Source organism: Curtobacterium poinsettiae (genome assembly GCF_025677645.1).
GTDB lineage: Bacteria > Actinomycetota > Actinomycetes > Actinomycetales > Microbacteriaceae > Curtobacterium > Curtobacterium poinsettiae_A.
Genome location: NZ_CP106879.1, coordinates 889,945 through 902,143 on the forward strand (window position 1 = coordinate 889,945; position 12,199 = coordinate 902,143).

At 71.7% G+C, this 12,199-nt stretch carries 12 protein-coding genes; 9 read left to right on the forward strand and 3 right to left on the reverse strand.

What is annotated here, in order from left to right; translation table 11 throughout:
• Window positions 1-37: 37 nt before the first annotated feature.
• Window positions 38-1,036 carry a LacI family DNA-binding transcriptional regulator gene (locus OE229_RS04455; RefSeq protein WP_262139932.1) on the reverse strand — a complete coding sequence of 333 codons (999 nt, stop codon included), beginning with the start codon at window positions 1,034-1,036 and terminating at the stop codon, window positions 38-40.
• 162 nt (window positions 1,037-1,198) lie between these two features.
• On the opposite strand from OE229_RS04455, the gene uriH reads away from it, so the two are divergent.
• From uriH to OE229_RS04475, 4 genes are read left to right on the forward strand one after another with little or no spacing between them, the layout of a single operon-like run.
• On the forward strand, window positions 1,199-2,230 hold the full coding sequence (uriH, locus tag OE229_RS04460) for a uridine-preferring nucleoside hydrolase UriH (RefSeq protein ID WP_209132861.1): 1,032 nt from the start codon (window positions 1,199-1,201) through the stop codon (window positions 2,228-2,230).
• 6 nt (window positions 2,231-2,236) lie between these two features.
• Window positions 2,237-3,667, forward strand: a complete 1,431-nt coding sequence (gene uriT / locus OE229_RS04465; RefSeq protein WP_262139934.1) for a uridine transporter UriT — start codon at window positions 2,237-2,239, stop codon at window positions 3,665-3,667.
• Window positions 3,664-4,545 (forward strand): ribokinase, encoded by an 882-nt coding sequence (locus OE229_RS04470; protein ID WP_262139936.1) that lies wholly within the window; start codon window positions 3,664-3,666, stop codon window positions 4,543-4,545. The genes uriT and OE229_RS04470 overlap by 4 nt, the downstream gene beginning before the upstream one ends.
• A 29-nt stretch (window positions 4,546-4,574) precedes the next feature.
• Complete coding sequence (locus OE229_RS04475) at window positions 4,575-5,516, forward strand: Ppx/GppA family phosphatase (RefSeq protein ID WP_262139938.1); 942 nt, start codon at window positions 4,575-4,577, stop codon at window positions 5,514-5,516.
• A gap of 12 nt (window positions 5,517-5,528) precedes the next feature.
• On the opposite strand, the gene OE229_RS04480 is transcribed toward OE229_RS04475, so the two are convergent.
• Complete coding sequence (locus tag OE229_RS04480) at window positions 5,529-6,125, reverse strand: antibiotic biosynthesis monooxygenase (RefSeq protein WP_263345262.1); 597 nt, start codon at window positions 6,123-6,125, stop codon at window positions 5,529-5,531.
• A 116-nt stretch (window positions 6,126-6,241) separates the two neighbouring features.
• On the opposite strand from OE229_RS04480, the gene OE229_RS04485 reads away from it, so the two are divergent.
• Both OE229_RS04485 and OE229_RS04490 read left to right on the forward strand, forming a co-directional pair.
• Window positions 6,242-6,751, forward strand: a complete 510-nt coding sequence (locus OE229_RS04485; protein WP_182067163.1) for a DUF6328 family protein — start codon at window positions 6,242-6,244, stop codon at window positions 6,749-6,751.
• Window positions 6,752-6,808: 57 nt separating this feature from the next.
• On the forward strand, window positions 6,809-7,291 hold the full coding sequence (locus tag OE229_RS04490) for a hypothetical protein (RefSeq protein ID WP_262139939.1): 483 nt from the start codon (window positions 6,809-6,811) through the stop codon (window positions 7,289-7,291).
• Between the two features lie 4 nt (window positions 7,292-7,295).
• Here OE229_RS04490 and ku read toward each other — a convergent pair whose 3' ends face one another.
• Complete coding sequence (gene ku, locus OE229_RS04495) at window positions 7,296-8,303, reverse strand: non-homologous end joining protein Ku (RefSeq protein ID WP_262139941.1); 1,008 nt, start codon at window positions 8,301-8,303, stop codon at window positions 7,296-7,298.
• A 135-nt stretch (window positions 8,304-8,438) separates the two neighbouring features.
• Between ku and OE229_RS04500 the strand changes: the two genes are divergently transcribed.
• The 3 genes from OE229_RS04500 to OE229_RS04510 all read left to right on the forward strand — a co-directional run bounded on the left by OE229_RS04500 (window position 8,439) and on the right by OE229_RS04510 (window position 12,174).
• Window positions 8,439-9,329 carry an SDR family oxidoreductase gene (locus OE229_RS04500; protein WP_262139943.1) on the forward strand — a complete coding sequence of 297 codons (891 nt, stop codon included), beginning with the start codon at window positions 8,439-8,441 and terminating at the stop codon, window positions 9,327-9,329.
• Entirely contained in the window at window positions 9,326-11,860 is a 2,535-nt protein-coding gene (locus OE229_RS04505; RefSeq protein ID WP_262139944.1) for an ATP-dependent DNA ligase, read from the forward strand. Before OE229_RS04500 ends, OE229_RS04505 begins: the two co-directional genes overlap by 4 nt.
• A 158-nt stretch (window positions 11,861-12,018) precedes the next feature.
• On the forward strand, window positions 12,019-12,174 hold the full coding sequence (locus OE229_RS04510) for a hypothetical protein (protein WP_182067168.1): 156 nt from the start codon (window positions 12,019-12,021) through the stop codon (window positions 12,172-12,174).
• The last annotated feature ends 25 nt before the right edge of the window (window positions 12,175-12,199 follow it).

Here is a 12,199-nt window from a genome sequence, read left to right on the forward strand (position 1 = left end):
GCTGTCGCTGAGCGCGTGAGGTCGCGGTGACCCGGCGCTACGCGCCGGTGCTCGCGCGCGGCACGAGCCGCGTCGGCAGGGCTGCGGCCTCCGCGGCCGTGCCGTCGAGCATCGCGAGGAGCCGCAGCGCCGCAGCCCGGCCGAGGTCGGCGCCGGGCAGCGCCACGCTCGTCAGGGCCGGGGCGGTGACCGACGACGACGGCAGGTCGTCGAAGCCCGCGACCGCGAGCGCACCGGGGACGGCGATGCCGAGCGCGCCGGCGACCCGCAGCACTCCGTAGGCCAGGGTGTCCGCGGCTGCGACGACGGCGGTCACGTCGTCGTCCTGCCAGGCCTCGATGACGTGCTCGGTCGCCGAGGCCGCGGCCTCCACGGTCAGGTCGGCGCGGGCGGTGACCTCGGACACCGTGATGCCGGCGTCCGCGCAGGCCTGCTCGAACAGCTCGCGGCGCACGCCGAACGTCGCCGCCCGCGAGGTGCCGTCGAGGTAGCCCACGTGCCGGTGCCCCTGGGCGTGCAGGTGGGCGACGAGGTCGTGCACACCGATGGAGAGGTCGTAGTTGACGGCCTCGGGGCCTCCGGGGGCGTCGAGCAGCACCACGGGGACGCTCGCCGACATCGGCTCGTCGACGGCGGGGGCATCGACCAGGATGCCGGCCGGCCGCAGCCGTTCGAAGCGCCGGACGTCGGCCGCGACCGGCTGCGCGCCCCGCTCGGTGACGGAGAGCACGAGCTGGAACCGGTCGCCCAACGTGTCGCGGACGCCACGGATGACCTCCGCGAAGAACGGGTTCGACAGGTCGGGGGCGATGAACACGACGAGGTCACCGCTGCCACGGGCCAGGGAGCTGGCAGCGTGGTCGACGACGTAGCCGAGGTCCTCCACGGCGTCGCGGACCCGCGCGGCGATGGGGGCGGAGACCCGCCCGCGGTCCTTGCCGTTCACGACGAGGGAGACCGTGGCGATGCTCGTGCCGGCACGCTCGGCCACCATCGCAGCGGTCACACGACGGCTCGGGGCGGCGGGGGAGGGCACTCGTCGATGCTAGCGAGCGCGGTGGTCGAACTTGACGTCAAGCGCTTGACGTGTTTCGATGTCAAACGCTTGACGCGCCATGTCGCCAGCGCTCTGCCGGCCCGTGGATCCCCACCACGTCGAGCACTCACCTCGATTCCCCGAAGAAGTGGAGCGCCCAGCGTGCCCGATGCGACCCAGCCCGCCGCGAAGATCATCCTCGACTGCGACCCCGGCCACGACGACGCCGTGGCGCTCCTGCTCGCCCACGGCAGCCCGGCGATCGACCTGCTCGCGGTGACCACCGTCGTCGGCAACCAGACCCTGCCGAAGGTCACCCGCAACGCCCTGGCCGTCGCCCGCATCGCCGGCATCACCGGGGTGCCGTTCGCTGCCGGTGCCGCCCGCCCGCTGCTGCGCCAGATCGAGGTCGCGCCGGACATCCACGGCGAGAGCGGCCTGGACGGCCCGATGCTCCCCGAGCCGTCGTTCGACCTCGACGAGCGCCACGCCGTCGACCTGATCATCGACACCGTGATGGCGCACGAGCCCGGCACGGTCACCCTCGTGCCGACCGGCGGCCTGACGAACATCGCCCTCGCGGCCCGCAAGGAGCCCCGCATCGTCGAACGCGTCAAGCAGGTCGTGCTCATGGGCGGCGGCGTGCACGTCGGCAACTGGAGCCCGGTCGCCGAGTTCAACATCGTCATCGACCCTGAGGCCGCGGCCATCGTGTTCGAGGCCGGCTGGGACGTCGTGATGGTCGGCCTCGACCTGACGCACCAGGCCCTGGCCACCCCCGAGGTCGCCGCGCGCATCGCCGGCGTCGGCACCGCCCCCGCCGCGTTCGTCGGCGAGCTGCTCGACTTCTTCGGCCAGACCTACAAGGACGCCCAGGGCTTCGACGCCCCGCCGGTCCACGACCCCTGCGCCGTCGCCCACGTCATCGACCCCACGATCGTCCGTGCCGTGAAGGTCCCGATCCACGTCGAGACCCAGGGCGCGCTGACGCTCGGCATGACCGTCGCCGACTTCCGCGCCCCCGCACCCGAGGACTGCCGCACGAGCGCCGCGATGGAGCTCGACCACGGCCGCTTCTGGGACCTCGTCGTCGACGCCCTCGAGCGCATCGGGGAGACGGCCGACACCGGCTGGACCCCACGTGCCGCCGCCGACGCCGTCGAAGCCGGCATCACCACGACCCCGGAGCGCTGAACCCCCATGACCACCACCTCGACGAAGAAGTCGATCGGCGCCCTCACCGCCGCACTCCTCGCCGCGTGCATCGCGTTCCAGCTGAACGCGAGCATGCTGAGCCCCGCCCTCGTCACGATGGCGCGCGAGCTGCACACGGACGACGCCACCATCGGCCTGTCGCAGACCCTGTACTTCACCCTCGCGGCGCTGTTCTCGCTGTTCCTGCCGCGGTTGTCCGACATCGTCGGCCGCAAGCGCGTGCTGATCGGCATGCTCGCCGTGATGCTGGTCGGCAGCATCGTCGCCGCGCTCGCGGTGAACGTGCCGATGCTGTTCGCCGGTCGCATCATCCAGGGCGTCACCGGTCCGGTCGTCCCGATCTGTCTGCTCGTCCTGCGCAACGAGATCAGCGACCCGAAGCGCTACGGCGCCGCCCTCGGGCTGCTCACCGCGGTGAACGGTGGCATCGCGGGCGTCGACGCGCTGGCCGGCGGGTGGATCGCGACGAACTTCGGGTTCCGCGGGATCTTCTGGGTCATCGCCGTCGTCACCGTCCTCGCCCTGTTCCTGGTCGCCGTCTGGGGTGTCGAGTCGAAGCCCTCCGCCGGTACCCGGATGGACTGGGTCGGCGTCGTGCCCCTCGTGGTGAGCGTCGGTGCGCTGCTCACGGCGTTCAACGAGGCCGGCAAGATCGGCGCCGCGAACCCGGTGCTCGTGGTCGGTGGCGTCGTCGTCGCGCTCGTCGCCTTCGCCGTGTTCTGGGCCGTCGAGTCGCGGGTGCGGGAGCCGCTGGTCGAGACCCGGTTCCTCAAGCGCCGTGCCACCTGGGCGCTGCTGACGACGACGTTCCTGACCATGACCGGCGTCTTCGCCGTGGTCAACGGACTCGTCACGAGCCTCGCGCAGAACGGTGACGCCGGCTTCGGGATGGAGGCCGACCTGGCCTCGCTCGTGTTCCTCACCCCGTACGCGCTGGTCGGGTGGATCGTCGGACCCTTCGCCGGTCGCCTCGCCCCGACCATCGGGTACCGCGCCGTCCTGCGCGTCGGCCTGATCGGCAGCATCGTCTCGACCGTCCTGATGGCGCTCGTCGGGGTGCACTCGCTGCCCGTGCTGGTCACCGCGACCGTGCTGATCGGCATCACCTACGCCGGCATCGCGAACATCATCCTGAACGGCCTCGGCATCGTGCTGTCACCGGAGTCGAACCCCGGGTTCCTGCCCGGCCTGAACGCCGGTGCGTTCAACCTCGGCGCCGGGGTCAGCTTCGCCGTCCTGCCCGCGCTGCAGATCGCGCTCGGCGTCGGCGGTTCCGCGGGCACCGCCGGGTACTCCGGTGGCATGCTGCTCGGGGCCGCGATCACGACCGTCGCACTCGCTGTCTCGTTCCTCATCCCCCGTCCGGAGGGCGCCGAGACCGCGTCCGTCGCCCCGCAGAAGGAGACCGTCCGTTGACCGAGAGCATCGTCGTCGTCGGGTCGCTGAACGCGGACCTGGTGGTCCGCACCGCGCGCTTCCCCCAGCCCGGTGAGACCCTGCAGGGCTCCGACCTCGCGATCCTGCCCGGGGGCAAGTCCGCCAACCAGGCGGTGGCTGCCGGGAGGCTCGGGGGCACGGTGCGCATGATCGGTGCGGTCGGCGACGACGGGAACGGTGTGCTGCTCCGCGACTCCGTCGCGGCTGCGGGGGTCGACACGACGCACGTCGCGATCCGGGAGGGCGTCGCGACCGGCACCGCCGTCATCACGGTCGACGCCGCAGGCGAGAACACCATCGTGATCTCCGCCGGGGCGAACGGCACGCTCACGCCGGACGACGTGCCGGCCGACGTCTTCGCCGGCGCCGCGGTGCTGGGGCTCTGCCTCGAGGTGTCGATCGACGTCGTCCTCGCCGCCGCCCGGGCCGCGCACGCCGCCGGGGTCACGGTGCTCACGAACCTGTCGCCGTTCGGCGCCGTGCCGGCCGAGCTCCTCGAACTGACCGACGTGCTGCTGGTGAACGAGCACGAGGCCGCGGCGCTCGGTGACCACGGCGTCGCCCGGTCGATCGTCACCCGCGGCGGTGCCGGCTGCGTCGTGCACGACGGGGGCGCCGAGCCGGTGTCGATCGACGCCGTGCGGGTCGAGCCGGTGGACACCACGGGCTGCGGTGACGCCTTCATGGGGGCGGTGGCGCTGCGTCTGGCCGCGGGGGACACCCTCGTCGACGCCGCTCGGTTCGCGGTGGGGGTCGGGGCGTACGCCGCGACCGGGGCGGGCGCACAGGCCTCGTACCCGACCACCGCCGAGCTGGAGGCGTTCCTGCGGGCGGAGGACGGGCCTCCCGGCCGTTGAGCGCCGCCCCGGCCGCTAGCGTTGTGGTCATGCGCGTGGGAGTCCTCGACATCGGGTCCAACACCGGCCACCTGCTCGTGGTGGACGCCCACGGTGGCGCCGCGCCGCTGCCGGCGTCCTCGTTCAAGCAGCCGTTGCGGCTGGCCGAGCACCTGGACGACTCGGGCGCGGTGACGCAGCAGGGGATCGACGCCCTGACCACCTTCGTCGCCGACGCCGTTCGTGTCGCCGAGGAACGCGGTTGCGAGGACATGCTCGCATTCGCCACCTCGGCGGTGCGCGACGCCGGCAACTCCGAGTCCGTGCTCGCCCACGTTGAGGCTTCCACCGGGGTCGAACTGGCCGTCCTGTCCGGTTCCGATGAGGCCCGGCTGACGTTCCTGGCCGTGCGCCGGTGGTTCGGCTGGTCCGCCGGCCGCCTGGCGGTCTTCGACATCGGCGGTGGCTCGCTCGAGATCGCCGGCGGTGCCGACGAGGCGCCGGACGTCGCGTGGTCGATGCCGATCGGCGCCGCACGCCTGGCGCGCTCCTACTTCGCGGCCGGCACCCCGACCGAGGACGACGTCCGCCGCATCCGCCACGAGATCCGCGTGGAGATCGCCCGGGACGCCGGACGGCTGCTCCGCTCGGGCCGCCCGGACCGAGCGGTGGCGACGTCGAAGACGTTCCGGTCGATCGCCCGGATCTGCGGGGCCGCGCCGTCCGCCGCCGGACCGCTCGTGCCCCGCGCCCTCGACGGCGACGTGCTGCGGCAGCGGCTGCCGGAGCTGCTCACGATGTCGGTCGACGAACTCGCGGCGCTGCCGGGCGTCTCGGCGAGCCGCGCGCACCAGGTGGTGCCCGGGGCGCTCGTCGCCGAGGCGTGCCTGGACATCTTCGACCTGCCGGCCCTCGAGATCTGCCCGTGGGCGCTGCGCGAAGGCGTCATCCTGGAGCGGCTCGACCAGCTGTCGGTGCTCGGGAACCCGTAGCGGCCAGTCGGTCTAGCCGCGCGGCTGCCGGGCCCGCTGTCGTCGCTGCCTCGGCGGAGCGAGCAGCCACGGACGGATCAGCTTCGTCACGAACGGCAGCACCCAGAACGTCATGATCGGTGTGAGCACGACGGTCGTGATGAGCACCCGGGGCAGGATCGCGACGTGCGTGAACGCGGGGACGAGCCAGGCCGTCAGGTAGGTGAACGCGAGGTTCACCGGGAAGAAGCCGAGCCAGATGCTCACGGACTGTTTCCACCGCGGGGGAGCGCTCGAGGCCGGGGCGTCCTGCGGGACGTCGAACCAGCCCTCGATGCCGGTGCGCTTCTCGACGCGGGACTCCACCACCAGGTCACGGCCCAGGTCGAGCCAGCGCAGCCGGTCGTCGGAGTTCTCCCACGTGGCCAGGGAGTCGTGGTCGGCGAACCGGTAGAGCATGTGCCACTCGCGGGACAGGGCGGTGGACCGCACCCACCCCGAGCCGAGGAAGCCGGGGTAGCGGTTCGCCAGGTTCACCCCGGACTGCACCCAGCGGGTGACCTCGGGGATGCGATCGGGTTCGACCAGTCGGGTGACGGAGACGGTGACGGGCGGGCTGCGGTCTCGGATGACGACTGCAGGCTCCCAGGCTCTTGTGGAGTCATGCGACCAGTGTCCCGGACCCGTGTTTCCGGCTCGTGACACAGCTCGTCGGTCGTCGACGCGCCAGTGGGTAGGTTCGCGGTATGAGCGAGACCGAGCGCGGCCGGCACGAGACGCCGACGGAACGGTGGGACCGGAACTGGGTCGACATCCAGCAGGAGCTCCGGATCGTGCAGACCGGGACACAGATCCTCGCCGGGTTCCTGCTGACGTTGCCGTTCCAACAGCGCTTCACGAGCCTGTCCGACCGGCAGGAGACGGTCTACCTCGTGCTGGTCGTCCTCGCCGTCGTCGTGACCGTCGTGGCGCTGTCGGCCGTGGCGACGCACCGGCTGGTCTTCCGGCAGCGACAGAAGCACGACCTGGTCCGAGTCGGCAACGTCATCCTGCTCGCCGCACTCATCGCGAGCGCGTTGCTCTTCTCGGGGACGGTCTACTTCGTCTTCGACGTGGTGCTCGGTGGCGCCGGAGGCGTGATCGGCGGGGTCGCGGTCTTCGTGGGCACGGCGGCACTGTGGACCGCCCTGCCCTTCGGCCTGCGGCGGACCGAGCGTGACGCCGACGGAGCGAACGACCGGTCGTCGGCCGGCTGAACGAGTCCTCCGGCGGAGCGCACCGCTTGTCCAGCTCGATGGTCGACGGTGTCGGTGATGTCCGTCAACACCGCCGCCAACGCCGTCTCGGTCCCGCTGGGTCCGCCGATCGCCGCGCACGCCCTGCGGTACACCGCGATGTACGCGCCGAAGCCCTTCGCCGAGGCGCTGCTCGTGTACCGGGACAACGGCACGTACACGATCCTGTCCCCTGGTGAGGACCACCACGGCTGCTACGTCTCGGCGACCGATCCCGCCGAGGGGATGCGGCACGTCGCGTTCATGTCGTGGCCGTCCGCGGACTGGGGCCGGAACGTCGCGTCGCACACCCTGACCTTCGAGGCGGCGAGCGGTGCCTTCACCCAGGAGCTCCGGCTGCCGGGCGACCCGGTGCCGAGGGCACAGCACGGGTACGCGGTGCCCGTCGAGCACCCGGAGCGGATCGTCACCGGCGCCGGGTGGACCGCCCTGCGCGACGTGCACGCCGATGCGTTCACCGTGCTGGAACGGTTGGCGGGCGGCGGGTCGACAGCGGCCTGAGCCGTCAGCTCGCCTGCTTCTTGGCGGCCGGCTTCTTGGCAGGCGCCTTCTTCGCAGGGGCTTTCTTCGGCGCCGACTTCGCGGGAGCCTTCTCGGCCGTGCTCCCCGCAGCCTTCTCGGCGGGCGCCTTCTTCGCCGGCGCCTTCCTGCCCGAGCCGGACGTGCCCGAGGCGGGACCCGACGACGACCGTGAGGTCGACGACGAACGCGACCCCGATCCTCCTGTCCGCTTCTTGTCGACGGACGCACGCAGGGCGGCCATCAGGTCGAGCACGTCACCGCCCTCGTCGTCGTCCTCGTCGTCCTGCGCGCCGAAGGTCTTCTCGGTGTCGATGTCGTCGCCCGCCTCGAGCTTGGCGTCGATCAGCTGCTGCAGTTCCTCCTGGTAGGAGTCGGTGTAGCGGTCGGGGTCGAAGTCGGTGGACATGCTCTCGACGAGCGAGGACGACATCTTCAGCTCGTTGGCGCTGACCTTCACCGTCGTGTCGAGGGTCGTGAAGTCGGCGGCGCGGACCTCGTCGCCCCAGAGCAGCCCCTGCAGCAGGATGACCTCGTCGTGCACCCGGAGCACCCCGAGCCGGGTCTTCTGCCGCAGGGTGAACTGCACGATCGCCAGGCGGTCGGTCTTCGCCAGGGTCTCGCGCAGCAGCACGTACGCCTTCGGCGAGCGCGAGTCGGGCTCGAGGTAGTAGGTCTTCTCGAACATCATCGGGTCGACCTGCTCGACGGGCACGAACTCGAGCACCTCGACCTCGTGCGACTGCTCCTCGGGGAGCTGCTTGAAGTCGTCCGCTGTGAGCACCACGGTCTTGTCACCGTCGTCGTAGGCACGCTGGATGTCCGCGTACTCGACCTCGTGGCCGAACTCACACACCCGCTTGTACCGGATGCGGCCCTTGTCCTCGTCGTGGACCTGGTGCAGGGACACGTCGTGCGTCTCGGTGGCCGCGTAGACCTTGATGGGCACGTTGACGAGCCCGAACGCGATGGAGCCCTTCCAGATCGACCTCATGCGCACATGATGCCCGCCCGCACGCGTGCGTGCCCGGAGCCGTCGGTTCCTCCACAGGTCCGCCGTCCGGGGGATCGTTCCACGGATGTCCGGTTCGCTGGACCACCGCGAGGCCGGCGCGAGCACGATGGGCCCATGAGCCAGCTCGACAAGCAGGACCCGCGCGACCAGTTCCCCCGTCCGCCGTTCCCCGCGCAGACCCAGCAGGGGTCCGGGCTGGCGAGTGCGATGGACCCCGCCCCCGACCACGGCGAGACGAGCTACCTGGGCACCGGGCGGATGCGCGGGTACCGGGTGCTCGTCACGGGGGCGGACTCGGGCATCGGGCGCGCTGCGGCGATCGCGATGGCGAAGGAGGGCGCCGACGTCGCCCTGAACGCCCTGCCCGAGGAGCGCGAGGACCTCGAACAGGTCCGCGACGTCATCGGTGACCTCGGACGCAAGGCGGTGCTGCTCCCCGGCGACCTGACGGACGAGGCCTTCTGCGACGTCCTGGTGCAGGACGCCGTGAGCGAGCTCGGCGGCCTCGACGCGCTCGTGCTGGTCGCGGGTCACCAGCAGGTGCACGAGGACATCACCGTACAGAGCACAGCGGACTTCGACCGCACGATGAAGGTCAACCTGTACTCGCTGTTCTGGCTCGTCCGGGCTGCCGTCCCGCACATGGCGCCGGGCAGCTCGATCGTCACGACCAGCTCCGTGTCGGCGTACCAGCCGCAGGACCGCATGATCGACTACGCCGCGACGAAGGCCGCGATCATCACCTACACGAACGGGCTCGCGCGGCAGCTCGCGACCAAGGGCATCCGGGCCAACACGGTGGTGCCCGGGCCGGTGTGGACGCCACTGCAGCCGATCAGCTACCCGGGCGACGAGATCGCGGCGTACGGCCAGGACACCCCGTTCGGCCGTCCGGCCCAACCCGTCGAGCTCGGCAGCGCCTACGTCTACCTGGCCGGGCCCGAGTCGTCGTACACGTCCGGCACGACCCTGACGGTGGCGGGAGCGACCGGGGTGGCGCTGTGAGTCCCGCCTCGCGCAAGACCGTCGTCCTCGTCGGCGACCGGCGGCTCGCGCTCACGAACACCGACAAGGTGCTCTACCCCGAGACCGGCACCACGAAGGGTCGGGTGATCGAGTACTACGAGCGGGTCGCGCCGTGGATGATCCCGCACGTGAAGGACCGCCCCGTGACCCGGAAGCGCTGGGCCAACGGTGTCGAGGGCAAGGTCTTCTTCGAGAAGAACCTGCCCGACTCGGCACCCGACTGGGTGCGGCACCACACCATCCACCACTCAAAACACGACAACGAGTACCCGATCGTCGACGACCTGCCGACCCTGGTGTGGATGGCGCAGCAGGCCGCGCTCGAACTGCACGTCCCGCAGTGGCGGTTCGGCCCCCGCGGCGCGCGGCAGAACCCGGACCGGCTCGTCCTCGACCTCGACCCGGGCGAGGGCGTCGGGCTGCCCGAGTGCGTCGAGGTCGCCGTGGCCGCGCGCGAGATCCTGCACGGCATGGGACTCGACCCGTACCCGGTGACGTCCGGCTCCAAGGGCATCCACCTGTACGCGGCCCTGGACGGCAAGGCGACGACGGCGCAGGTCTCCGACGTCGCCCACGAGCTGGCCAAGGCCCTCGAGACGGACCTGCCGGACCTGGTGCTGTCGTCGATGAGCCGTGCCGAGCGGAAGGGCAAGGTCTTCGTCGACTGGTCGCAGAACAACGGCAACAAGACGACCATCGCCCCGTACTCGCTGCGCGGCCGCGAGCGGCCGACGGTCGCAGCACCCCGCACCTGGAAGGAACTCGAGGAACGCGGGCTCGCGCAGCTCACGTTGGACGAGGTCCTCGAACGCCTGGAGGCCCGTGGGGACTTCCTGCACCCGGTCGCCTCCGCCTCGCTGGCCGTCGGGCGCGACGACCACGGTCACTGGGACAGCGACCGGACCGAGCGCGCGAACGACGCCGAGCAGCCCGCACGTGACCGGCTCGCCGCCTACCGGGCGAAGCGGGACGCCTCGAAGACGCCGGAGCCCGTGCCCGAGGGTGCACCCACCGTGCGGAAGGACGGCACACCGACCTTCGTCATCCAGGAGCACCACGCCACCCGCGACCACTACGACTTCCGGCTCGAACACGACGGGGTGCTGGTGAGCTGGGCCCTGCCGAAGGGCGAGCCGACCGACCCCGGCAAGAACCACCTGGCCGTGCAGACCGAGGACCACCCGCTCGAGTACGGGGCGTTCGAGGGCACGATCCCGAAGGACGAGTACGGCGGCGGCACGGTCACCATCTGGGACGACGGCACCTACGAGCTCGAGAAGTGGCGCGAGGGGCAGGAGGTCATCGTCACACTGCACGGTCGGGCCGGCGGCGCTCGCCGCCTCGCGCTGTTGCACACCCGCGGCCGTGGCGGCGGGGACGAGAAGAACTGGCTCATCCACCGCACGAAGGAGCAACCCGAACGGCTGGCGGAGGGCGCCGGCTCTGCCGGGCCGGCGGTGGCGCGACGGGCGGACCGGCCGTCGGACGGGCACGGCGATGCGCACCGCGCCGGGCAGCGACGGATCAGCGGGGCCGCGGACGCCGAGACCCCGCCGTCGGAGCGCCGGACGATGCAGGCGACCCTGGCCAAGGGCGAGCCGCGGCTGGATCCGGCGGACTGGGCCTTCGAGATGAAGTGGGACGGGGTGCGCGCGCTGGCGACGGTCCGCGACGGGTCGGTGACCCTGCGCAGCCGCAACGACAACGACTTGACGGCCCAGTACCCCGAGCTGCAGGAACTGGGCGAGCGGGCCGGTGTGGACGGCGTGTTCGACGGTGAGATCGTGGCCGTCGACGATCGTGGCCGACCCTCGTTCCAGCTGCTCCAGAACCGCATGGGCCTGACGAAGGCACGCGAGGTCCGGAGCGCGCAGGAGACGACGCCCGTGCGGTTCCTGCTGTTCGACGTGCTCGAGGCGGACGGGCACGAGCTCACGCGGCTCGGCTACGACGCCCGGCGACAGGCACTCGAGACGGTCGTGGAACCCGGCGGTGCGATCGACGTGCCGCCGGCGGTGCAGGGCGACCTCGACGCGGTGCTGGCTGCATCGCGCGAGCAGGGACTCGAGGGCGTGGTCGCGAAGAAGCGGTCGTCGAAGTACGCCGAGGGCCGGCGGTCCGAGGCCTGGCTGAAGCTCAAGCACCACGCCACGCAGGAAGTCGTCGTCGGCGGCTGGAAACCGGGCAGCGGTCGGCGTGCCGGTGGGATCGGGTCGCTGCTGCTCGGGGTGCCCGGCCCCGACGGGCTGGAGTACGTCGGCAAGGTCGGCACCGGGTTCCGTGACCGTGACCTCGACGAGATCGCCGGTGTCCTCGCACCGCTGGAACGGAAGACCCCGCCGTTCGTCGACGTCCCACGGCCTGACGCGCGCGATGCGCACTGGGTCACACCGAAGCGCGTCGGTGAGGTCGAGTTCGCCGAGTGGACCGGCGACGGACGGCTCCGGCAGCCGTCCTGGCGTGGGTGGCGCGTGGACAAGGACCCGGATGACGTCGTGCGGGAGACCTGACCCGGGTCTCGCCTTCGGGCCCACATGCGTGCGCATCGGGTCCGCCGGTGGCGAACATCCGTCCCCCGTCCGGAGCCTGCGCGGGGGACAGTATCGGCACCGCTGACCACGAGCGGCCGTCGGCTGTTACGTTCGCCGGGACGAAGGGGGCTCCGAGGATGAACTCGAGCAAGTACCTGCCGCCCTACACGGCCGCAGAACGCGTCGCGATCACGGGGGACGACCTGTCGCAACGGACCGTCGAACCGAGCGGCGGCACCACGGAGACCGAGGTCCGGTACGCGGACTTCCTCGCCGACGAGGACGACGACTGACCGAGACGGCCCGGATGCCTGACCG

Excerpts from the sequence above, each read along its gene's own strand:
- uriT (WP_262139934.1), top strand. The coding sequence starts at position 2,237 with ATGACCACCACCTCGACGAAGAAGTCGATCGGCGCCCTCACCGCCGCA.
- OE229_RS04475 (WP_262139938.1), top strand. The coding sequence starts at position 4,575 with ATGCGCGTGGGAGTCCTCGACATCGGGTCCAACACCGGCCACCTGCTC.
- OE229_RS04485 (WP_182067163.1), top strand. The coding sequence starts at position 6,242 with ATGAGCGAGACCGAGCGCGGCCGGCACGAGACGCCGACGGAACGGTGG.
- OE229_RS04490 (WP_262139939.1), top strand. The coding sequence starts at position 6,809 with ATGTCCGTCAACACCGCCGCCAACGCCGTCTCGGTCCCGCTGGGTCCG.
- ku (WP_262139941.1), bottom strand. The coding sequence starts at position 8,303 with ATGAGGTCGATCTGGAAGGGCTCCATCGCGTTCGGGCTCGTCAACGTG.
- OE229_RS04500 (WP_262139943.1), top strand. The coding sequence starts at position 8,439 with ATGAGCCAGCTCGACAAGCAGGACCCGCGCGACCAGTTCCCCCGTCCG.
- OE229_RS04510 (WP_182067168.1), top strand. The coding sequence starts at position 12,019 with ATGAACTCGAGCAAGTACCTGCCGCCCTACACGGCCGCAGAACGCGTC.